General features: G+C 73.1%; 18 protein-coding genes. 11 read left to right on the top strand and 7 right to left on the bottom strand.

From position 1 onward, the window contains the following. Nucleotides 1–85: 85 nt before the first annotated feature. Nucleotides 86–1,471 carry a transcriptional regulator gene (locus tag RKD23_RS21230; RefSeq protein WP_424855090.1) on the bottom strand — a complete coding sequence of 462 codons (1,386 nt, stop codon included), beginning with the start codon at nt 1,469–1,471 and terminating at the stop codon, nt 86–88. A gap of 305 nt (nt 1,472–1,776) precedes the next feature. Here RKD23_RS21230 and RKD23_RS21225 point away from each other — a divergent pair, with 305 nt between their 5' ends. The 6 genes from RKD23_RS21225 (at nt 1,777) to RKD23_RS21200 (ending at nt 10,083) form a co-directional block, all read left to right on the top strand. After that, entirely contained in the window at nt 1,777–2,439 is a 663-nt protein-coding gene (locus RKD23_RS21225) for a bifunctional DNA primase/polymerase (protein ID WP_424855089.1), read from the top strand. A 49-nt stretch (nt 2,440–2,488) separates the two neighbouring features. After that, a complete protein-coding gene (locus tag RKD23_RS21220; RefSeq protein WP_424855088.1) occupies nt 2,489–3,259 on the top strand; it encodes an ABC transporter ATP-binding protein in 771 nt (256 codons plus the stop codon). Next, nucleotides 3,256–4,875 (top strand): transporter, encoded by a 1,620-nt coding sequence (locus RKD23_RS21215; protein ID WP_424855087.1) that lies wholly within the window; start codon nt 3,256–3,258, stop codon nt 4,873–4,875. Before RKD23_RS21220 ends, RKD23_RS21215 begins: the two co-directional genes overlap by 4 nt. A gap of 65 nt (nt 4,876–4,940) precedes the next feature. Further along, on the top strand, nt 4,941–5,717 hold the full coding sequence (locus RKD23_RS21210) for a hypothetical protein (RefSeq protein ID WP_424855086.1): 777 nt from the start codon (nt 4,941–4,943) through the stop codon (nt 5,715–5,717). A 3-nt stretch (nt 5,718–5,720) separates the two neighbouring features. Beyond that, complete coding sequence (locus RKD23_RS21205; RefSeq protein ID WP_424855085.1) at nt 5,721–7,574, top strand: CHAT domain-containing protein; 1,854 nt, start codon at nt 5,721–5,723, stop codon at nt 7,572–7,574. Nucleotides 7,575–7,662: 88 nt separating this feature from the next. Continuing rightward, complete coding sequence (locus RKD23_RS21200; protein ID WP_424855084.1) at nt 7,663–10,083, top strand: hypothetical protein; 2,421 nt, start codon at nt 7,663–7,665, stop codon at nt 10,081–10,083. A gap of 70 nt (nt 10,084–10,153) precedes the next feature. Here the strand turns inward: RKD23_RS21200 and RKD23_RS21195 are convergent, their stop codons facing one another. Beyond that, nucleotides 10,154–11,032 carry an alpha/beta fold hydrolase gene (locus RKD23_RS21195; protein WP_424858296.1) on the bottom strand — a complete coding sequence of 293 codons (879 nt, stop codon included), beginning with the start codon at nt 11,030–11,032 and terminating at the stop codon, nt 10,154–10,156. 835 nt (nt 11,033–11,867) lie between these two features. Further along, nucleotides 11,868–12,560 (bottom strand): metal-dependent transcriptional regulator, encoded by a 693-nt coding sequence (locus RKD23_RS21190; RefSeq protein WP_404041860.1) that lies wholly within the window; start codon nt 12,558–12,560, stop codon nt 11,868–11,870. Between the two features lie 338 nt (nt 12,561–12,898). On the opposite strand from RKD23_RS21190, the gene RKD23_RS21185 reads away from it, so the two are divergent. Then, a complete protein-coding gene (locus tag RKD23_RS21185; RefSeq protein WP_424855083.1) occupies nt 12,899–13,654 on the top strand; it encodes an SIS domain-containing protein in 756 nt (251 codons plus the stop codon). A 40-nt stretch (nt 13,655–13,694) separates the two neighbouring features. On the opposite strand, the gene RKD23_RS21180 is transcribed toward RKD23_RS21185, so the two are convergent. The 3 genes from RKD23_RS21180 to RKD23_RS21170 form a co-directional block, all read right to left on the bottom strand. Continuing rightward, nucleotides 13,695–15,095, bottom strand: a complete 1,401-nt coding sequence (locus RKD23_RS21180) for a PAS domain-containing protein (protein WP_424855082.1) — start codon at nt 15,093–15,095, stop codon at nt 13,695–13,697. A 139-nt stretch (nt 15,096–15,234) separates the two neighbouring features. Continuing rightward, nucleotides 15,235–15,702 carry a GNAT family N-acetyltransferase gene (locus RKD23_RS21175; RefSeq protein WP_424855081.1) on the bottom strand — a complete coding sequence of 156 codons (468 nt, stop codon included), beginning with the start codon at nt 15,700–15,702 and terminating at the stop codon, nt 15,235–15,237. A 58-nt stretch (nt 15,703–15,760) separates the two neighbouring features. Next, nucleotides 15,761–16,153: a RidA family protein gene (locus tag RKD23_RS21170; RefSeq protein ID WP_424855080.1), complete on the bottom strand. Its 393-nt coding sequence runs from the start codon at nt 16,151–16,153 to the stop codon at nt 15,761–15,763. Between the two features lie 84 nt (nt 16,154–16,237). Between RKD23_RS21170 and RKD23_RS21165 the strand changes: the two genes are divergently transcribed. The 3 genes from RKD23_RS21165 (at nt 16,238) to RKD23_RS21155 (ending at nt 19,319) form a co-directional block, all read left to right on the top strand. Next, nucleotides 16,238–17,131, top strand: a complete 894-nt coding sequence (locus RKD23_RS21165; protein WP_424855079.1) for a LysR family transcriptional regulator — start codon at nt 16,238–16,240, stop codon at nt 17,129–17,131. Nucleotides 17,132–17,160: 29 nt separating this feature from the next. After that, complete coding sequence (locus RKD23_RS21160) at nt 17,161–17,745, top strand: DUF4240 domain-containing protein (protein ID WP_424855078.1); 585 nt, start codon at nt 17,161–17,163, stop codon at nt 17,743–17,745. Between the two features lie 545 nt (nt 17,746–18,290). Then, nucleotides 18,291–19,319, top strand: coding sequence for an isopenicillin N synthase family dioxygenase (locus tag RKD23_RS21155; protein WP_424855077.1), 1,029 nt, complete (start codon nt 18,291–18,293; stop codon nt 19,317–19,319). Nucleotides 19,320–19,399: 80 nt separating this feature from the next. Here RKD23_RS21155 and RKD23_RS21150 read toward each other — a convergent pair whose 3' ends face one another. After that, entirely contained in the window at nt 19,400–20,500 is a 1,101-nt protein-coding gene (locus tag RKD23_RS21150; protein ID WP_424855076.1) for a citrate synthase 2, read from the bottom strand. Between the two features lie 240 nt (nt 20,501–20,740). On the opposite strand from RKD23_RS21150, the gene pdxH reads away from it, so the two are divergent. Continuing rightward, on the top strand, nt 20,741–21,418 hold the full coding sequence (gene pdxH / locus RKD23_RS21145) for a pyridoxamine 5'-phosphate oxidase (protein WP_404041851.1): 678 nt from the start codon (nt 20,741–20,743) through the stop codon (nt 21,416–21,418). Nucleotides 21,419–21,424: the final 6 nt, after the last annotated feature.

The raw sequence follows: 21,424 nt of genomic DNA, 5'->3' as shown, positions 1-21,424 counted from the left end.
CCCCCGAGCCACTGGCCACGCAGCTCAGATCGCGATCTCCCTTCCTGTGACGCCGGTTACAAGGCCGTACGCCGGTGACGAGGGCTCATGCCGCCTGCTGGAGGTCCAGCCGCGCCCCGAACTCCCGTACCACCGCCTCGTCCCGGAAGGGCTCCAGGCGCTGCTGGAAGTCCTCCAGGTACTCGGCGCCCCGGTTGGAGCGCAGGGTCTCCAGGATCTCCACGGCCTTCAGGCCCGTGCTGCAGGCCTGTTCGATCTCCCGCTGCTGCACCTGGGCCGTGGCGAGCAGCACATAGCCGATGGCACGGCGCCGGGCGCGCGAGACCGGGTGCCCGGCCAGGGACTGCTCGGCGCAGCGCGCGGCCGCCTCGGCCTGCCCGAGGTCGCGGTGGCAGTGCGCCAACTCGTCGGCCAGGTAGGCCTCGTCGAAGTGCGCGATCCACACCGGGTCGTCCCCGGCGGCCGGATCCACCCGCTCCATCGCCGAGAGCGCCCGCCCGCTCGCCGTCTGCGCCGCGCGTACGTCGCCCAGCAGGGCGTGCCCGCGCGCCTCGGCCGCGAAAAACATCGCCTCCGCGCGCGGGGTCACGACTCCACGCGCCCCCTCCTGCGCCGCCCGCGCCAACTGGGCGATCTCGCGCGGGTTTCCGAGCTGCGCGGCGAGATGGCTCATGGACGCGGCCAGCACATAGCCGCCGTAGCCACGGTCTCCCGCGGCCTGGGCGAGGCGCAGCGCCTGGATGTAGTAGCGCTGGGCGAGGCCCGGCTGCCCTGTGTCGACGGCCATGTACCCGGCGAGCTCCGTCAGGCGCGCGACCGCCGCGAACAGCTCCCTCCCCACCGCCTCCCGGTACGAGCCCGCGAGCAGCCCGGAGACGACGCTGTTGAGGTAGTGCACGACGACCGGGCGCACATGCCCGCTGCCGTACTGATGGTCGAGGTCGGTCAGCGCCTGCGTCATGGCCCGTACGGCGGCCACGTCCGAGAGGCCCACCCGGGGCCCCGCCGAGCGCGCCACCTGCGCGTCCGGCGAGGAGATCAGCCAGTCCCGGCTGGGCTCGACCAGCGCGGACGCGGCCACGGAGGAGCCGGACAGGAAGTCCCGCCGGCCCACGTCGCTGCGCCACAGCTCACACACCTGCTCGATGGCCCCCAGTACCGTCGGCGAGAACTGGAGACCCACGCCTGAGGCGAGGTTCTTGCCGTTGGCCATGCCGATCTCGTCGATCGTGACCGTACGGCCGAGTTTGCGCCCGAGTGCCTCGGCGATGATCGCCGGGGCGCGTCCGCGTGGCTGCTGTCCGCGCAGCCAGCGGGCCACGGACGTCTTGTCGTAGCGCAGGTCGAGACCGTGCTCGGCCCCGCACATGTTGACCCGGCGGGCCAGCCCGGCGTTCGAGCAACCCGCTTCCTGGATGAGCGCCTGCAGCCGTTCGTTCGGCTGCCGCGCGACGAGAGGCCTTGCGGCCATGCTGGTGACCCCCTGTGGCTGCGGTGCCTGCCCGTGCACCGGGTTGACGTGTCCTGCAAAGACTCCGGAACGAATTCCGGCCGTGAAGATCAATGCCCCATGGACATACCGCACATGCGAGGCATGCCAGAATTGCCGGGGTAGTTACCGGGGTAAAGGTGCAGCCGACCCACCGGTGCCTACCCTTCCCGCGCCGCGAATCCTCCCGCGCGCCCCCGCCTGTGCATCCGTGCGCCCCGGACGCCGAATCGATGCTCCTGCCCGGCGCGCGAGCGCGCCCGTAACCCGAGGTGGGCGGTGGAGTTGTGTTCAGCGTGGAAGAGACGATCCCGGGCACCGAGACCGCGCAGATCCCGCAGCAACGCGGGGAATCCCTGCTGGAGACAGCCGTACGCTACGCCGAGGAGCGCCACTGGGACGTGTTCCCGGGCACCTGGCTGGACGCCGTCGACGGGGTGCAGCGCTGCTCCTGCGAGAACCCCGCGTGCCCCGTGCCCGGGGCGCATCCGGCGCGGGACGACTGGGCGACGCAGGCCACGGGCAGCGCGACCGTCGCGCGCCGGATGTGGCAGAAACAGCCGAACGCGTCGATCCTGCTGCCGACCGGGCGCACCTTCGACGCGATCTCCGTGCCGGAGACGGCGGGATTCCTGGCCCTGGCCCGCATGGAGCGGATGCAGCTGACGCTGGGGCCCGTGACGTTGACGCCGGAGCGGCGGATGCACTTCTTCGTGCTGCCGGGTGCCTCTGTGAAGGTGCCTGAGCTGGTGCGGAAGTTGGGGTGGTCGCCGTCGTCGCTGGACCTCATGGCCCTGGGCGAGGGGGATTACGTGGCCGCCCCTCCCACTCGGTTCGGGTCTCGGGGGGCTGTGCAGTGGGCCTGCCGGCCCACGCCCGCCAATCGGTGGCTGCCGGATGCGGAGGAGTTGGTGTCGCCGCTCGCCTATGCGTGTGGGCGGGACCGGTAGTTCGGCGGGTGCCCTCGCCCCTTAGGTGCCTACGCCTAGGGTTCCTTCCATGACGTCAGCCGTGCGTATTCACGACCTCTGGAAGCGGTTCGGGCAGCAGGTCGCCGTCGGGGGGATCGATCTCGACCTGCCCGCCGGGCGGTTCATCGGGCTGGTCGGCCCCAACGGGGCCGGAAAGACGACCACCCTCTCCATGGTCACGGGACTGCTGCGGCCGGACCAGGGAACGGTCGAGGTCGTCGGGCACGACGTGTGGCGGGACCCCGTCGAGGTCAAGGCGCGGATCGGGGTGTTGCCGGAGGGGTTGCGGCTGTTCGAGCGGCTGTCCGGGCGGGAACTGCTGGCCTACACCGGGCGGTTGCGGGGGCTGCCCGGTGCGGAGGTCGACAAGCGGGCCGCTCAACTGCTGGACGTACTGGACCTGGCGGGCGCGCAGCACAAGCTGGTGGTCGACTACTCGACCGGGATGCGCAAGAAGATCGGGCTGGCGGCGGCCCTGCTGCACAACCCGGAAGTGCTGTTCCTGGACGAGCCGTTCGAAGGCGTGGACCCGGTGTCCGCGCAGATCATCCGCGGGGTGCTGGAGCGGTACACGGCGTCCGGGGCGACCGTGGTGTTCTCCTCGCACGTCATGGAGCTGGTGGAGTCGCTGTGCGACTGGGTGGCCGTGATGGCCGCCGGGCGGATCAGGGCGCACGGCCCGATCGCCGAGGTGCGCGGGAAGGCGCCCACCCTCCAGCAGGCGTTCCTCGAACTGGTCGGCGCCCACGGGCGGGACACGGGCAGTGACCTCGACTGGCTGGGCGGCGGCCCGCGATGACGACGCCCGCCTCCACGACAACGCCCTCCTCCACGACGCTCACCTCCACCGTCGTACGGCTGAAGCTGTCCCTGCTGCGCAACGGCCTGCGCCAGTCCGGCGGGCGCCGGGCCGCCTATGTGGCGTCGGCCGTCATCGTGCTGCTGTTCGCGGTGGGGCAACTGCTCGGCCTGGTCGCGCTGCGCGGCCACGCCCACGCGGACGCCGTGGTCGTCCTGCTGGCGGCCGTGCTGGGGCTGGGCTGGGCGGTGATGCCGCTGTTCTTCCCCAGCGGCGACGAGACCCTGGACCCGACCCGGCTGGTGATGCTGCCGCTGCGGCCCCTGCCGCTGGTGCGGGCGCTGCTCGTGGCGTCGCTGGTGGGGATCGGGCCGCTGTTCACGCTGTGCCTGGCCGTCGGCTCGGTCGTCGCGGTGGCGCACGGCGGCGCGGCGTACGCCGTCGGAGTCCTGGGCGTCGCGCTGACGCTGCTGGTGTGCGTGGCGCTCGCACGGGCCGTCGCCGCCGCCAACCTCCGGTTGCTGACCAGCCGCAAGGGCCGTGACCTCGCGGTGCTGAGCGGGCTGGTGATCGCCGTCGGCGCGCAGGTCGTCAACTTCGGGGTGCAGCGCCTCGGCTCGAACGGGCTCGGACAGCTCGACCCGGTCGCGGACGTGCTGCGCTGGCTGCCGCCTGCCTCCGCGCTCGGGGCGGTGCACTCGGTGAGCGAGGGGTCGTACGGCACGGCCGCCGCGCAGCTCGCGGTCAGCGTGGCGGCGCTGGTCGCGGCGCTCGTGGTGTGGGCGCGGCAGCTGACCCGGCTGATGACCTCGCCGGACGGCTCCACCCTCCAGGCCGCCGACCCCGGCCCCCGCGCGCGTGCCTCCACCGGCCTGGGCCGGCTGCTGCCCGCCGGACGCACCGGCACGGTCATGGAACGCAGCCTGCGCTACATCTGGCGCGACCCCAAGACCAAGGCCGCCTGGGTGACCTCGCTCGCCATCGGCCTGATCGTGCCCGTGTTCAACGCCCTCCAGGGCACCGGCTCGATCTACTTCGCCTGCTTCGCCGCCGGAATGCTCGGCATCCAGATGTACAACCAGTTCGGGCAGGACACCTCCGCCTTCTGGATGGTCGCCATGACCATCTCCTCCCCCCGGGACGCCTACGTCGAACTGCGCGCCCGCGCACTGGCCCTGCTGGTGATCACGCTGCCGTACGCGACGCTGGTGACCGTGGTGACGACGGCCCTGCTCGGTGACTGGGAGCGGCTGCCGGAGGCGCTGGGACTGTCCTTCGCGCTGCTCGGCGCGATGCTGGCGACCGGGGCGTGGACCTCCGCCTCCTTCCCGTACTCCATTCCGCAGGAGGGCTACAAGAACGTCGTCCCCGGCCAGGCCGGACTCGCCTGGATCTCCATCTTCGGCGGCATGGTCGCCTCGGCCCTGCTGTGCGCGCCCGTCATCGCCGCCACGGTCTGGCTGCACGCCGACGCGGACAACGAACACCGGCTGTGGCTGCTGCTTCCGCTGGGCACGGCGTACGGGGCGCTCCTCACCCTCGCCGGGCTGCGGCTGGCCGCGCCGCGCACCGCCCGGCGGCTGCCGGAGATCCTCACGGCGGTCAGCAAGGGCTGAATCAACCGGGCTGCCCGTCCCTCTAGTTGGGTACACCGTGCGTACCGAGGAGCGGGGGAGCGGGCGTGACCAGATGGTTCCGGCGATCGGACAGTACGGGCAGTGGCGCCGAGGAGGAGCCGCTGGCCCTCGCCGACCGGCTGCGGCTGGAGTACGCCCGCACCGGCGACCCGGCCCTCCTGGTGCGGGCCGCGCAGGCCGCCGAGCAGGCCGTACGGCAGTACCCGGCCGAGGACGTGCGGCAGGCCTCCGCCCTGTCGGCGCTGTGCATGCTGACCCGGCTGCGCTGGGAGCGCGAGCGGGACGTACGCCTGCTGGAACGGTCGCTGGACTACGGGCGGCAGGCGGTCGAGGCCTCACCGCCGGGTGACCCGGAGCTGCCCCGGCACATGTCGTCCCTGGCCACCTCGCTCCAGGAGGCCTTCGACCGGGACGGGCGGGCGCAGGACATCGACGAGGCGATCACCCTCTACCGTTCGAGCCTGGACCTGCTGCCCGCCGACCACCCCGAGCGCGCCGGCATCCAGTCCAATCTCGCCAACTCCCTTCTGCGCCGCACCCGCCGCTTCCCCGACCCGGCCGTCCTCGACGAGGCGGTCCAGCACGCCCGCGCCGCGCTCACCGGCACACCGCCCGCCGATCCGCTGCACGCGGTACGGCTGGTCAACCTCGGCGGCGTGCTGTTCGCACTGGCCCAGAGCGGGCAGGTGACGCATCTGATCGAGGCGCACGAACGGTACGAACAGGGCCTGCGCGAGCTGCCGCCCGGCCATCCCGCGCGCGGCCAGGTGGAGGGCGCCGTACGACAGCTCCGGCAGCTGCGGCAGCGGTTCGGGTTCTGAGCGGTGCGCGAACTGCGGCTTCACGTCCGCGACTTCGCGGGTCCGGATCGGTGGAGCTGGGAGCTGACCGGGCCGGACGTGCGGGCCCGGCACGACGTACGGCTCGATGTCTCGCGCCCGGAGTACGAGGCGTTCCTGGACCTCGCCGGATTTGTGCGCCGGCATGCCCCGCCGGACCGGCGGGTGGCGCGTGAGCGGGAGATCGTGCGGGAGGTCGGGGCCTGGATCGGTGCGGAGGTGCTCGGCCCGATCGGGCCGCTGCTGCTCGCGGCGGCACCCGCGGTGGTCCGGGTCGTGGTCCCGGCGGACGTGCCGGCCGCGCGGCGGCTGCTGTTCGTGCCGCTGGAGCTGGCGCATGTGCGAGGGCGGCCGCTGGCCGTCCAGGACGTGACACCGGTGATGCAGGTGGGGCAGGAGACCACGACTGCGGAGGAGCGGAGTGGGCGCCCGGTACGGGTGCTGGCGCTGTTCAGCCTGCCGCAGGGCAGCCGGGCCCTGAACCTGCGCCGCGAACGCACCGCGCTGACCGGCCTGTTCGCGGAGGCGGCCCGCTCCGGGCGCGCGGTGGAGCTGCGGGCCCTCCAGTACGGGGTGAGCCGCGAGCGGCTGCGGGCCGTGCTGGCCGAGCCGGGCGGCTGGGACATCGTCCACGTCTCCGGCCACGGCACAGCCGGCGAACTGCTCCTGGAGACCGACACCGGCCGACCGGACCGCGTCACGGCCGCCGACCTCGCCGGCCTGCTGGCCACGGCCCGCCGGGTCGGCCTGGTCACCCTCTCGGCCTGCTGGTCGGCGGCGCTGACGGTACGGGAACAGCGCAGGGCGCTGGGGATACCGACGGCCTCCGGGGAGGCGGCCGAGAGCCACTCCGGCGGTGCACCCGATGTCGGGGGCGTCGCCGGGGAGCCGGCCGAGGGTGACTCCGGCCGTGCACCCGATGCCGGGGGCGTCGCCGGGGAGCCGGCCGAGGGTGACTCCGGCCGTGCACCCGATGTCGGGGTCGTCGCCGGGGAGTTGGTGGCGCGGCTGGGGTGTGCCGTGCTCGCGATGCGGTATCCCGTCGCCGACGAGTTCGCCGTCGCGCTGGCCGAGGGCCTCTACCGACGACTCGTCGTCGACGGCCTGCCGCTGCCCCGCGCACTCGCCGGTGCACTGTCCGAGACGGCACCGCAGCACGGCCCGGCCCTCTCGGCGGCCACCCCCGCACTGTTCGGCGCCCGGGCGGCCGCCCTGCGACTGACCCCGCCCCGGCACCCGGCCGGCCCGCCCGCAGCGCCCCACACCTCCGGCGTACCCCCACTCCCCGACCGCTTCGTCGGCCGCGTCCCCCTCATGGCCCGCCTCAGCGCACTCCTCGCCCCCGGCAGCGGGGCGTGCGGGGCAGTGCTCCAGGGCATGCCCGGGGCCGGCAAGACGGCATGCGCCCGGGAACTGGTCGAGACCCACGCCCATGCCTTCGAGACGGTGGTGTGGTTCAAGGTGCCGGAGCGTAGAGAGTCGGACGCGGGGGGCGTGCTTGCGGAGTTCGCGGCGGGGGTGGCGGGGCTCTTGGAGGCGAGCCCCGGGCAAGCAGGCCGGCCCCTCGGCGACGGCGAGGAGTTCGCCGCCGCCCTGGCATCCTGTCTGGCCCGGCGCCGGGTCCTGCTGGTCCTCGACCACGTCGACGCGCTGCTCGGTCCGGACGGCAGGTGGCGCGACCCCCGCTGGGCGCAGCTGGTGGAGGCCCTGTCCGGGCCTGCGGGGCCCGGCCGTACGCTGCTCACCTGCCGCGTCCGGCCGCCCGGAGCGGGGCCCCCGGCTGCCCACCGCCCCGGTCGACCTGCTCACCCCCGACGAGGCGCTGCTGCTGGCCCGTGAGCTGCCCCACCTGGCCGCGCTGGCCGAGGGCCGGGCGGTCGGCCTGGCCCCGGGCGCCGCCCGCCGGTACGCCACCGCCCTGCTGGAGGTGACCCGAGGACACCCCCGGCTCCTCGAACTGGCCGACGCGCAGGCCGCCGACCCGGCGCGGCTCGCGGCACTGCTGGGCTCGGCGGGACGCGCCTGGTCCGAGGGCGGCGGCCTGCCGCAGGGCTTCTTCACCGACTTCGCCGACGGCCGGTCGCAGGGCCGGGACGAGCCGGACGACACCGACCACCTGCGGCTGCTGAGCGCCTGGACCGACAGCATCACCGACAGCCTGACCCCCGCCCACGCCGACCTGTTCCGCTTCCTGTGCTGCCTGGAGGAACCCGACCGCGTCGACGCCTGCGTCGAGCACAACTGGCCCGACCTCCGCGCCCGCCTCGGCCACCCCGCCGAGCCGGCGTCCACCGGCCTCGCCCCCCTCGCCGAGCAGGGCCTGATCACGCCGCGCCCGACATCGTCGTACGACAAACAGTCGTACGACATCCAGGCCGCCGTCGCCGAACAGGGCCGGGCGGGCGCCGGGGCGGAGCTGCGGCGGCTGGTCGACGAGCGGATGGCCGGGTACTGGGCGCGGATCTTCGAGATGGCGTGGCGGCGCGAGGGCACGGACGCGGAGGGGGCCTCGGCGGCGGGGCCGGTGCTGGCGCGGGCGGGGCTGTCGGCGGCGCCGTATCTGATCCGGATCGGGCTGGCGCAGGGCGCGGAGGCGTTGTTGCAGGCCGTGCTGCGGCGCGACGACTCACGGCCGACGGTGGCGCGGGTGATGCCGGTGCTGCGCCGGATCGCCGTACTGGCCGCGTCAGATGACGGTACGGCGCCGCCGACGGACGCGCTGGCGGAGGTGCTGTGGGCGACCGATCCGGCGACGGCCGAGCGGATGGCGCGTACGGCGCTGGCGCGGGCGTCGCAGCGGGGTGACGCGGCGGGGGTGTCCGCGGCGGCCGGCCGGCTGGTCGGGCTGTGTGTGCGCACCGGGCGGCTCCAGGAGGCGCTGGACCTCGTCGGCACCGAGATCGCCCACGCCCGTGCGGCCGGACTCGGCGGCTGGGCGGGGCTGGTCGGCGAGGTGCACCGGCTGCATGTGCTGGCGGAGCAGGGGCAGGCAGCGCAGGTGCTGGCCGAGGCGGCCGTACTGCGTCGCCGTATGGACGCGCTGCCCCGCACCTCGGAGTCGCGCTCCTCGGACGGCACGGTGTGGTGGCAGGTCTGGGAGGAGTTCTGCGACACCGGGCAGCGGGCCGCGATCCTGGCCGAACAGTGGGCGACGGCCTTGGAGTTCAACGCCGAGCTGTGCGCGGTGAAGGCCTCCCGCGGCGCACCCGGCATCGATGTGGCGCAGGCCCGCTTCCCCGCCTACCTGCCGCTGCTGCGGCTGGGGCGTCTGTCCGACGCGGTTTCCGTGCTGGAGGGGTGCCGGGAGGTGTTCGAGGCGGCCGACGACTCTCTGCACCTGGGCGAGGTGTTCGGCGCGCTCGCCACCGTCGAGGACGCGCGCGGCCGCGGGGCGCTCGCGCTCGCCCGGGGCCGCGACTGTCTGCGCTACGCCTACCGGGGCGGCTTCCCCGCCGCGATCGCCGTCAGCCACGCCAACTACGGCTCCTACCTGCACACCCACACCCGCGACGCCCCCGCTGCCGTCGCCCACCACCTCGCGGGCGCGCTGCTCGGCCTCCTCACGGGAGGCCGGACCGCCGACGCGCTGAGGGCGGTCGTGAACGACATCCTCGTCCTCGGCGCCGACGTCGCCACCCTGCCCGCCGATCCGGCCGAGCTGTGCGCCCGGGTCGCCCAGGTGCCCGGGGTGGCTCTGGACCGGCTCCTGGAACGGCTGTCGCCGGACGCGGGCCGGGTGCGGGCCCTGCTGGAGACGGCGGTCCGGGAGGTACGGCGGGAGGCCGGGGCCGGTGGAATGCCGGCCGGGGAGGCCGTCGCGCGGGCCGTGTGGGCGCTGGCGTGGGAGCCCGTACTGGGCGCGCTGGTCGCCGCCGAGCAGGGGAACACGGCGGCCCGTGTGAAGGTGCGGCAGCAGTTGGAGCGGTACGCCGGGACGGACCCCCGGTTCGGCCCGCTGGCGGGGGCGTTGGGGCGGATCCTCGCGGGTGAGCGGGAGCCGGGAGTTTTGCCGGCGGGGCTGGGGCCGTTCGACGCGCCGGTGGCGGCACGGGCGCTGGCGGCGCTGCGGGGCGAGGCGGCGGACGTGGCGCCGGAGTTGTGGCCGGTGATGCATCTGGGCCTGGCCCTGGGCAATCTCCTGGCCGCCGCGACGTCCCACGGACCGACCGCCGAGGTCACCCGCGGCATCCTCGACGGCTTCCGCACCGACCCCGCCCTGGCCTCGGCCCTGGAGGAGATCCTGGTCGGCGCCCGCGATCCCGCCCTCACGGCCCGGCCGGCGCTTCCGGCTCACCGGGCGCTGGTGGCGGCGGTGCTGCGGTGCGTGGGCGAGATCGAGAAGGCGTGACGGTTTCCCGGTCGAGGCGGGTGTGCTGGGCGCGCAGGGTTCGACGGGTGCGCCGGGTGCGACGGGTGCGTCACTGTGTCAGCACGCCGTCCAGGAACGGCTCGATCGCGGCGCGCCAGGCCTCGGGCTGGTCGTAGTGGACGAGGTGCCCGGCGTCGGCGACCTCCGCGTACTGGCCGTGGGGCAGGACGCGGACCATCTCCTGCGCCTCGGCGCGGCCCAGTTCGCCGTCGAGGCCGCGGACGACGAGTGCGGGGCACCGCACCTGGGCCAGCTCCTCCCAGTGCGCGTCGTAGACCCAGGTCTCACGGGACTTCAGCATCTGGCCGGGCTCGAAGACGGGCCGCCAGCCGTCGGGCGACTCCTGCATGACCTCGGCGTAGAACGCGCCGCGGGACGGGTTGGGCCGCTCCACCCAGGGGTCGTCCTCGCCGAACCACTTGCGTACGTCGGCGAGGGTGGCGAAGGGCACGGGCCAGGACTCGAACCAGTCGGCCCATTCGCGCTGCGAGGCCGCGCCGAGCGCGGAGGCCCGCATGTCGCAGATGATCAGGGCGCGGACGAGGTCGGGGCGTTTCGCGGCGAGCTGCCAGGCGGTCAGCGCGCCCATGGCGTGACCGATCAGGACGGCCGGCCCGAGGCGGAGCTGTTCGAGCGTGGCCTCGGCGTCCTCGACATACGCCTCACGCGTGTACGCGGCCTGTGGGGGCTTCTCGCTCTGTCCATGGCCCCGCTGGTCGAGCGCGACGGCACGGTGCCGTCCGGAGAGCCAGCGGGCGGTGGACGCCCAGTGCGAGGCACGGCCCATCAGGCCGTGCAGTAACAGCACGCCGGGGGTGGGATCGCCTTCCGCGCCGAAGCCACGACCTGACTCGGAGACGTCACTCGCCTCGGGGGCGTCGCGCTGCCCGGAGGTGCCACGCTGGTTGGAGGTGCGCCCCTGGCCGATCGTGCCGCCCTGGCCGGAGGCGCCAACCCGGCCGGAGGTGCCACCCCGGCCAAACCTGTCGCGCTGGCCAAAGCCGTCACCCTGCCCCGAGGTGCCGCCCTGGCCGAAGCCGTCGGCTTGCCCGGGGATGCCACCCGGAGGGAAGCCGTCGCCGACCCCAAAGGCCTCACCCAGCCCAAAGGGGTCGCCCAGCCCAGGCCCGTCGCCCAGCCCAGGCCCGTCGCCCGGCTTGGGAGGGTCGCCGAACTCCCACGCCGCGAGGCGTACCCCGCCGCTTCCCGTCACATCGATGCGCCGCGCCATTGCTCCCGGTACCCCCAAGCTCCGCTCGGACCGCCCGCTCCCGCTCGGGCGGCGCGGTCCGCCCGTACTGCGTCCGCGCCCTGCCCGTCGTACCGCCGTTGTGCTGCTGCTGGGGCGGATCGCCCACCGGCAGACTATCGAACCCCTATTCGAAAACGCGGTCTTGCCCGGTAACACCCCTCATTCGAGTGACACCGCTCAAGGAATGATCGCCGCCGCCGAGGGGAGACCTTCAACGGGAGGCGGACCGCTCGGGGAAAACGGTCCGAGGGGAACGACCCTGAGAGCTCGGGGCTCCGGGTCGACACAGGGGAGGACAGGCCCCGGCGCCACACGGCGCCGGGGCCCTCCGCTCGTTCTCGGCACATCCGCCCGCCCGCCCCTCCCGGTCGTATGCCTCACGCGACAGCCTGGCACGCGCGGCGCCCCGCCGCTGCGATTCGACGCAGCCGGGCCGGGATTCGACACGGCGGCGAAGGACCACAACAGCCCCACCGCCCCCGGACGCCACCCGCCGGCGCGGGACAGAACGTCAGCGCTTGGCGACGAACACGTGCGAGGCGACGTCGCTGTCCAGCTCGGCCGCCTCGCCGCCGCTGCCGACCAGCACACCGCCCGCCGACTCGGTCACGCTGACCACCGAGCCGGGCTGCACGCCCGCGCGGCGCAGGGTGTACATCAGCTGCGCGTCCGTCTGGATGGGCTCGCCGATCCGGCGCACCACGACCGTCTTGCCGTCGCTGCCCGGGTCGAGCTCGGCCAGCGAGACCATGCTCTCGTCCAGGAACGCCTCGGCGCCGTCCTTCTCGCCCAGCTCCTCCAGGCCCGGGATCGGGTTGCCGTACGGCGACTCGGTGGGATGGCGCAGCAGCTCCAGCACGCGCCGCTCCACGGCCTCGCTCATCACGTGCTCCCAGCGGCACGCCTCGGCGTGGACCTGCTCCCACTCCAGGCCGATGACGTCCACCAGCAGACACTCGGCGAGCCGGTGCTTGCGCATCACGCGCGTGGCCAGCCGGCGGCCCTCGTCGGTCAGCTCCAGGTGCCGGTCGCTGGCCACGGACACCAGTCCGTCGCGCTCCATCCGCGCCACCGTCTGGCTGACCGTCGGCCCGCTCTGGTCCAGCCGCTCGGCGATGCGGGCACGCATGGGGACAACACCTTCCTCCTCCAGCTCGAGGATGGTGCGGAGATACATCTCCGTGGTGTCGATCAGTCCGGACATACGTGCCCCTCGGTGAGATCTGCCGGAGGCTCGACGGTCTCCGGCCCGTGCGCTGGCCCTGGCATCAATTCTGCCGGATACCACTGACAACCGTGCCGCGCAGCCCGAAGCGGCCGCACCCGGCACCCCTCCCCCGCCGTCAACCGCGCCGGGCCCCGGAGGCTTCCCGCCCGCCGACCAGTGCACGGCGTAAAGCACCAGGGGTCGTATTGACATCCCACTGGTCCAGACCGCACGGTGATCCGCGACACAGGCAGTCAACAGCACTCGAGGGCATCCCGGCCAGGAAATCCCGGGGTGTCCCGAGCACGGCACCGCGAAGAGCGAAGGGGCTCCGCATGGGCGACAGCAAGCTGGCCGACCAGTACTTCGACGCCGCCATCGGCCTGCTGCGCCGCGTCCGGGACGAGGAGGCCGAGGCCGTCGCCGCGGCCGGCACACTCCTCGCCGACACCGTCGCCGCGGGCGGCCGCCTGTTCGCCTTCGGCGCCGGACACTCCTCGCTCGCCGCACAGGACGTCGTCTACCGCGCGGGCGGCCTCGCCCTGATGAACCTGCTCGCCGTCCCCGGAGTCGTCGGCGTCGACGTCATGCCCGCCCCCCTCGGCTCCGCCCTGGAGCGCGTCGACGGCCTCGCGAGCGCCGTCCTGGACTCCTCACCCCTCCGCGCGGGCGACGTCCTGGTGATCATCTCCCTGTCCGGCCGCAACGCGCTCCCCGTGGAGATGGCCATGCACGCCCGCGCCCTCGGCGTGCAGGTCATCGGCGTCACCTCGGTCGCCTACGCGACGGAGACGACGTCCCGCCACACCTCCGGCACCTTCCTCAAGGACCACTGCGACATCGTCCTCGACTCCAAGATCGCCGTCGGCGACGCCGAACTCACCCTCGACACCGTCCCCGCCCCCTTCGCCCCCGCCTCCACCGTCGTCACCACCGCCCTCCTCCAGGCCGTCCTCGCCACCGCCGCCGGCTCCCTCGCCGACCGCGGCCTCGAACCACCCCTCCTGCGCTCGGGCAACGTCGACGGCGGCCACGAGTGGAACAGCCGCGTGATGGAGCAGTACCGGGACCGGATCTTCTACCGGCACTGACCCGGCGCGGGCCGGGCGGGGCTCCCCGGAGAGGGCCCCGTCACTCCCGCCCCACCAACCCGGCCAGATCCAGCGCCCCCGCTATCCGCACCGCCACATCCTCGGCGTACACGGCGTCGGAGCGCTCGAACTGGCTGCGGCCTGCGCCTCGTAGGAAGGTGACGACGCCGAGGGTCCGGCCGCGGCTGCGCAGCACGGCGCACAGGGCGTGGACCGCGTCGTCGGGCCACTGGCGGGCGAGCGCCCACTCGCGGGCCTGGTCGGCGGGGGCGGAGCCGATGCTGGCGCGTACGGAGCCGGCGCGGTCGACGCAGCTCAGGGCGGGGTGACCCGCGGGGTAGCGGACCGGGAGGCCCGCGCGGCCGGCGAGCAGGCTGGGGCCGGGGGCGCCGGAGGGTGTGGCGGCCAGTCGTACGAGTCGTACGGGCGGGGCGTCCTCGCCCTCGGCCGCGGTGCCGCCGCCCGCGATGCGGTCGATCAGCGCGTGGTCGGCGAATCCGGCGAGGGCGAAGTCGAGGTGGACGGTGGCGGCCTCGACGGGGTCCTCGCACTCGGCGGCGGCGCGGGCGGCGCGGTGCAGCTGGTTGGAGCGGAACCGCAGCAGCGAGGCCTCCTGGTCGCCCTGCTTGGCCTCGGTGACGTCCTGGAAGAGCCAGCCCACGCCCAGCGGGACCGGTTCCTCGGCGAGGGGGGAGGCGAGCCGGACGAATCCGCAGCGCCAGCAGCGGCGGCGCTCGCCGTCGGGGGTGCGTACGCTCACCCAGATCTCGGCAGGGGCGGGCGGCGCTCCTTCGGCGAGCACATGCGTGAGGGCGCTCTCCAGTTCCTCCACGCCCTGGGAGAGGAGTTCGCCGAGCGGGCGGCCCAGTGCGGAGGTGCGTCCGGTGCCGAGCGCGCGGGCGGCGTGGGCGTTGACGACGGCGGGCCGCAGGTCGGCGTCGACGAGCACGACGCCCCAGGAGGCGTCCTCGAAGAGGGCCTCGCTCAGGGCGATGGACCGCTCGAGGTCGATCTGGGCGTGCACCTCGCTGAAGGCGCAGTACACGCCGGCGGGTTTGCCGTCGGGGCCGCGTACGGCGGCGGACTGGGTGCGCACCAGGACGCGGCCGCCGTCCTTGGTGAGCAGCGCGAACTCGTGCACCTGACGGCCGGGCGCGTGCATGGCCGACAGCAGCCGCCCCTCGACCTCTTCGGCGTCCGCGGCGCGCAGGGCCCAGCCGGCCAGTCCGGGCCGCCCTACGGCCTCGGCGGCCGTCCAGCCGAGGATGCGTTCCGCCTCGCGGTTCCAGTGCGTGACGACGCCGTCCGCGTCGAAGGCGCACAGTGCCGCGTCCATGCCGTCGAGGAGCGCGGCGAGCAGGTCCGCGCCGTCGCGGTCGGGCTGCTCGGGCTCGTCCGGCCCCAGTTCGTTTGTGGTCCCACTACGCCGTGAAGCACTCACCTGGACCCCCTGCAGGCTGCGTCCGCACGAACGGCGCGTCGGTTCGCTCACTTGCAATCATTCAACTGGAACGTGACGCAGCCCACATATGGTTCCCGCAAGATTGCCGGGGAATCGTTGTACGGCGGCGATCCGGCCATCAGCTCTCGGACGTCAGACGCAGGTCGACCCATACGTCGTCCTCGCCCGGCAGCGTGTAGCGCTCGGTCTCGGTGAACCCGCGCGCGTGGGCGAAGGCGAGGCCCTCCTCGTTCACCGCCAGCACGCAAGTGTCCACGGCCCCGGCGCCCTGCACGCGCGCGTGCGCGAGGCCGTCCTCGTACAGGGCCGTGCCGAAGCCGCGCCGGCGGTGTTCGGGCAGCACGCGCGCGATGACCATCACCGCCTTCTCCTCGCCCTGCGGCGCCCGTACGGTCGAGCAGCCGACCAGCTCCTCACCGACGTAGGCGTTGCACAGCCGGTGCCGCGCGGCGCGTTCGCGGACCTCGTCGAGGGACATCGCGGCGGGCGGCACGATCACGTTGTGGACGTGCTGCCACTGCCGCAGCATGGCGTCGCCGTCCTCGGCTTCGACAACTTCGACAACTTCGATACGAAGATCAGTCACGGCAGCAGCGAACAGCCACGGCCGCCCGGTCGTCAACGCGTTTGCGTCCGCGCGGTCGTCAACCTTTCTGCGGGCGCCTCGCGTAGACCTCGATCTCGATCCGCATCCGGGGGTCGGCGAGCCCGCACATCATCATCGTCGCGGCGGGCCGTACGTCCCCGAAGTGGCGGCGCAGCACCGGCCAGCACGGCTCGAAGTCCTCGCGCGCGGGCAGCAGGTACCGCACGCGCACGACGTCCTCGAAGCCGCAGCCCGCCTCGGCGAGCGCGTCCCCGATGTTGCGCAGGCACTGCTCGGCCTGTTCGACGACGTCGTCGGAGATGGTCATGGTGGCGTAGTCGTAGCCGGTGGTCCCGGACACATGGACCCAGTCGCCGTCCACCACGGCCCGGGCGTAGCCGATCTGCTCCTCGAACACGGAACCGCTGAGAATGGCGCGTCGCTCAGTCATGGCGGGCACGCTAGGCGAGCGGGTCCGATACGTCGAATACGTACCGTGAACAGCTTTGATACGCCGAGCAATATGATCCGGGGCATGGAGCGCCCGGAACTGCCCCTGCCGCAGCTGCACGCCTTCGTCGTCCTGGCCGAGGAACTCCACTTCGGTCATGCGGCCGTGCGTCTCGGCATCGCCCAGCCGCCGCTCAGCCAGCAGATCCGGCGTCTGGAGGAGAAGGTCGGCCACGCCCTGTTCACGCGCCCGCCGGGCCGTGTGGCGCTCACTGCGGCGGGCCGGGAGCTGCTTCCCGCCGCCCGCCAGGCCCTCAGCGGGCTCGCGCAGGGCCTGGCGGCCGCCCGCGCGGTGGGCGGCGGCCAGACGGGCCGGCTGCGGGTGGGCTTCGCCGCGTCGCTGGCCCTGACCGTCCTGCCGGGTCTTCTGGGCGCCCACCGCCACCGCTTCCCCGGTGTCGAGCTGGACATCCGCGAGATGACGACGGCCCCTCAGCTGACGGCCCTGCGCGACGGCACCATCGACGTCGGCCTGCTGCGCGAGCCTCCGCGCGACGCGCCCGACCTGGCCTTCCGCACGCTGCTCACGGAACCCCTGGTGGCGGTCCTCCCGCTGTCCCACCCGCTGGCCCGCCCGCGTACGGTCCCGCTCTCCGCCCTGGCCGACCAGCCGTTCGTGCTGCTGCCCCGCGAGGCGGGCCCCGGCCTCCACGACCGCATCACCGCCGCCTGTGCCGCCGCCGGGTTCACTCCGCGCATCGGCCAGCACGCCGTCGAGTGGCAGACGGTCTGCGCCCTGGTCGAAGCCGGCCTGGGCGTCTCCGTGGCCCCGGCCGCCATCCGCCGCATCCGCCTCAAGGGCGTCGCCTTCCGGCCCCTGCAGCCCCCGATCATGGAGACGACGGTCGCCGCGGCGTGGCGCCGGGACGGGACGAGTCCGCTGGTGACCAACTTGCTGGCGACGATGACGGACCAGTGATTGTCAGACCCACCTGTCACAGTGCACCCATGGACACGGACGAGTTCTGGCGGCTCATCGACACGGCCCGCGCACGTACCACCACCGAAGTCCCCTTCGACGAAGCCTTGGTGGACGTGCTCACCCGCTGCCCGAAGGAGGAGATCCTCGGTTTCGAGGCCCGCTTCGACGCTCTCCATGACGCCCTGTACCGCTGGGACGTCTGGGCCGCCGCCTACCTCATCGGCGGCGGCTGCTCCGACGACAGTTTCATGGACTTCCGTGCCGGCCTGATAGCCCAGGGCCGCACCTGGTACGAACGCGCCTGCGCCTCCCCGGACGCCCTCGCCGACCACCCCGAGGTCGTCGCCGCGGCGGCCGAGGACTCCGACGAGGCCCTCTTCCACGAGGAGGTCAATTACGCCGCCGCCGACGCCTACGAGCAGCTCACCGGCGACCCTGACGCCTTCGACAAGGCCTACGACGTCTACCTGGCGGCCCATCCCGAAGCCGGCGGCCCGAACACCGGCGCCCCCGCGGGCGAGGACTTCGACTTCGACGACGACGCAGAGATGCACGACCGGCTGCCGCGCCTGGCGGCACTGTTTCTGGGCCATCCCGAAAAAAGTGCTTGAGCCGGAGCCGAACGGTTCCTAAGGTTGCAGACACTTCGGAAGGGAGGTGGTTCGGCAGATGTATGCATACCGGACGGAAGAGGTGACTGCGGGCTAGCAGCCCGTCGTCGTACTCGGTTCGGCGCCGGACCCGCGCGCGAGAGATGCGCGCAGCCGGCCAATCCAACGCAGTCACCCGACCCGCGAGTCGCCGGTACGTCCGGCCGGCTCCTCCGCTGGAGGACCAGGCTCGCGGGTCGCTGCGTTTTCAGGGCAGAAGAGAGATTGGCCAGAGGATCTGCGGTCGTGACCTGGGTCACGTACGGATTCTTCGGCGCGCAGTACGCTGGGGCCATGCTTTCGCTCGTTCGACGCCGCCACGTGGACTACGTCCGCGTCACGAGCATGGGCTGTCGACGCTCCGTCTGAGCCTCCGGCCCCCGTTTTTCCTCGCTGCCTCAGTGGCAGCCCCTGGGTTTCTTCCCGCCTCTCTGCCCACTTGGCACCCGTGCGTCGCCCCACCCCTCGCGGCGTCCGGGACCCCGTACACCCGCGGACGCGCAATCATGACGAACGTCTCGACGAACCCGTCGTACCAGCAACTGCCGATCATCGACCTCTCCGCAGCCGACCGTGGCCCCGAGGCGCGGGCGCTGCTGCATGCGCAGCTGCACAGTGCCGCGCATGATGTGGGGTTCTTCCAGCTCGTCGGGCATGGGATCGGTCAGCAGGAGACCGACCGGCTGCTCACGGCCATGCGGCGGTTCTTCGCGCTGCCGGAGGAGCAGCGGCTGGCGATCGACAATGTGAACTCGCCGCATTTCCGCGGCTACACGCGTACCGGTGACGAGCGCACGGGTGGGCGGCAGGACTGGCGGGACCAGCTGGACATCGGTGCGGAGCGGCCGGTGCGGGTGCCCGCGGCCGGTGAGCCGGCGTACTGGTGGTTGCAGGGCCCGAACCAGTGGCCGGAGGCGCTGCCCGAGCTGCGCGCGGCGGCTCTGGCGTGGATCGAGCGGCTCAGCGGTGTCGCCGAGAAGCTGCTGCACGAGCTGCTTGCCTCGATCGGTGCCGACCCGGCCTTCTACGACCGTGTCTTCGGCGAGCGCGCCCATCCGCACCTGAAGCTGGTGCGTTACCCGGGCAGCGCCGGGGACGGGGCCGACCAGGGCGTCGGTGCGCACAAGGACTACGGCTTCCTGACCTTGCTGTTGCAGGACCAGGTGGGCGGGCTCCAGGTGCAGCGCGAGGACGGCCTGTTCCATGAGGTGCCGCCGATCCCGGGGGCGTTCGTGGTCAATCTGGGCGAGCTGCTGGAGGTCGCCACCAACGGGTACCTCCTGGCGACCAACCACCGAGTGGTCTCCCCGCCCGGCGCCACCGAGCGTTTCTCCGTGCCGTTCTTCTACAACCCGCGCCTGGACGCCCGTGTGGAGCCGTTGGCCTTCCCGTACGCCGCCACGGCCCCGGGTGTCACCGACGACCCGACCAACCCGCTGTTCGCGGAGTACGGCTACAACGAGCTGAAGGGCAAGCTGCGGGCCCACCCGCTGGTGGCCGAGCGGCATCACGCGGCCCTGCTGACACCGGCCTGAGTCGGTGCCCCAAGGGGCGCGGGGAACTGCGCGACCGGCCACAACCGGCCCGCAGTCGCCCGCGCTCCTCAAGCCGCAGGTCAGTCGGCGATGTCGGTGTACCCCTCGACCTCACGAGGATTCCGCGGCCCGGGCCCCACGTACCGGGCGGACGGCCGCACGAGCCGTCCGGTCCGCTTCTGCTCGAGAATGTGCGCCGACCAGCCGGCCGTGCGGGCGCAGCTGAACATCGAGGTGAACATGCTGGCGGGCACCTCGGCGAAGTCGAGCATGATGGCGGCCCAGAACTCGACGTTGGTGGCGAGGACCCGGTCGGGCCGCCGGTTGTGGAGCTCCTCCAGCGCGGCCTTCTCCAGCGCCTCGGCGACCTCGAAGCGGGGTGCGCCCAGTTCGCGGGCGGTGCGGCGCAGGACGCGTGCGCGGGGGTCCTCGGCGCGGTAGACGCGGTGTCCGAAGCCCATGAGCCGCTCTCCGCGGTCGAGGGCGTTCTTGACGTAGGCCTCGGCGTCGCCGGTGCGCTCGATCTCCTCGATCATGCCCAGGACGCGGGAGGGGGCGCCTCCGTGCAGGGGTCCGGACATGGCGCCGACGGCGCCGGAGAGTGCCGCGGCCACGTCGGCGCCGGTGGAGGCGATGACGCGGGCGGTGAAGGTGGAGGCGTTCATGCCGTGCTCGGCGGCGGAAGTCCAGTACGCGTCGACGGCCTTGACGTGCTTGGGGTCGGGTTCGCCGCGCCAGCGGATCATGAAGCGTTCGACGACGGACTGGGCTTTGTCGATCTCGCGCTGCGGGACCATGGGCAGGCTCTGGCCGCGTGCGGACTGGGCGACGTAGGACAGGGCCATGACGGCGGCGCGGGCGAGGTTGTCGCGGGCTTCCTCGGCGTCGATGTCGAGCAGGGGTTTGAGGCCCCAGACGGGCGCGAGCATGGCGAGCGCGGACTGGACGTCGACGCGGATGTCGCCGGAGTGGACGGGGATCGGGAACGGCTCGGCGGGCGGCAGGCCGGGGTTGAAGGCGCCGTCGACGAGCAGACCCCATACGTTTCCGAAGGAGACGTGGCCGACGAGGTCCTCGATGTCGACGCCCCGGTACCGGAGTGCGCCGCCCTCCTTGTCCGGTTCGGCGATCTCCGTCTCGAACGCGACGACTCCTTCGAGTCCGGGTACGAAGTCGGACATCATGCGGCTCCTCATGATCAGTACGAGAGATGACGCCGATGGCTCCACGGTCCGTGCGGGGACTGGCGGTCCTGGGCTGTCTCCCCAGTGATGCCCCGTACGGTCGGCGGTCACCCAACCTGGTTGGCATCAGCACCATATCCCTGAGTGCCAACTTCGGGGAGTGTTCGCGGCACTGAGTGCCATCACGTGCCCTTCATTGCCGTCCGTGATCGCGGGGCGATACGGCAAGATGGCCGCGTGACCGACGCAGACGCCCTGCCGACCGATGTGCCCGACCCCGCCGCCATGCGCAAGCAGTACCGGACCGACGGGCTCTCCGAGACCGATCTGGCCGCGACGCCCGTGGAGCAGTTCGCGCGCTGGTTCAAGCTGGCTGCCGTCGAAGCTCATCTGTTCGAGCCGAACGCGATGATCGTGGCCACGGCGGACGCGGAGGGCCGGCCCAGCTCCCGTACGGTGCTGCTGAAGCACTTCGACGAGCAGGGTTTCGTCTTCTACACCAACTACGACTCCCGCAAGGCCCGTGACCTGGCGGAGAACCCGTACGTGTCGCTGCTGTTCCCCTGGCACGCCATGGCCCGCCAGGTCATCGTCACGGGCGTCGCGCGGCGCACCGGGCGGGACGAGACGGCGGCGTACTTCCGCAGCCGGCCGCACGGCTCGCAGCTCGGTGCGTGGGCGAGCGGCCAGTCGTCGGTGATCGCGACCCGGGCCGAGCTGGAGGCGTCGTACATCGAGCTTCAGGCCCGCTATCCGGAGGGCGGGCAGGTGCCGGTGCCGCCGCACTGGGGCGGGTTCCGGGTGGCGCCGCAGAGCGTGGAGTTCTGGCAGGGCCGCGAGAACCGGCTGCACGACCGGCTGCGGTACGTGGAGCAGCCGGACGGCAGCTGGCGGGTGGAGCGGCTGAGTCCGTGAGGCGGG

Source organism: Streptomyces sp. SAI-170 (assembly GCF_049739565.1).
In the GTDB taxonomy this organism is placed as follows: domain Bacteria; phylum Actinomycetota; class Actinomycetes; order Streptomycetales; family Streptomycetaceae; genus Streptomyces.
This window is presented reverse-complemented; position numbering and strand designations above follow the sequence as displayed.

Bases quoted from the DNA above. Each gene is read 5' to 3' on its own strand.
- RKD23_RS21230 (WP_424855090.1), bottom strand. From the start codon at position 1,471: ATGGCCGCAAGGCCTCTCGTCGCGCGGCAGCCGAACGAACGGCTGCAG.
- RKD23_RS21220 (WP_424855088.1), top strand. From the start codon at position 2,489: ATGACGTCAGCCGTGCGTATTCACGACCTCTGGAAGCGGTTCGGGCAG.
- RKD23_RS21215 (WP_424855087.1), top strand. From the start codon at position 3,256: ATGACGACGCCCGCCTCCACGACAACGCCCTCCTCCACGACGCTCACC.
- RKD23_RS21190 (WP_404041860.1), bottom strand. From the start codon at position 12,560: ATGTCCGGACTGATCGACACCACGGAGATGTATCTCCGCACCATCCTC.
- RKD23_RS21185 (WP_424855083.1), top strand. From the start codon at position 12,899: ATGGGCGACAGCAAGCTGGCCGACCAGTACTTCGACGCCGCCATCGGC.
- RKD23_RS21170 (WP_424855080.1), bottom strand. From the start codon at position 16,153: ATGACTGAGCGACGCGCCATTCTCAGCGGTTCCGTGTTCGAGGAGCAG.
- RKD23_RS21165 (WP_424855079.1), top strand. From the start codon at position 16,238: ATGGAGCGCCCGGAACTGCCCCTGCCGCAGCTGCACGCCTTCGTCGTC.
- RKD23_RS21160 (WP_424855078.1), top strand. From the start codon at position 17,161: ATGGACACGGACGAGTTCTGGCGGCTCATCGACACGGCCCGCGCACGT.
- RKD23_RS21155 (WP_424855077.1), top strand. From the start codon at position 18,291: ATGACGAACGTCTCGACGAACCCGTCGTACCAGCAACTGCCGATCATC.
- RKD23_RS21150 (WP_424855076.1), bottom strand. From the start codon at position 20,500: ATGTCCGACTTCGTACCCGGACTCGAAGGAGTCGTCGCGTTCGAGACG.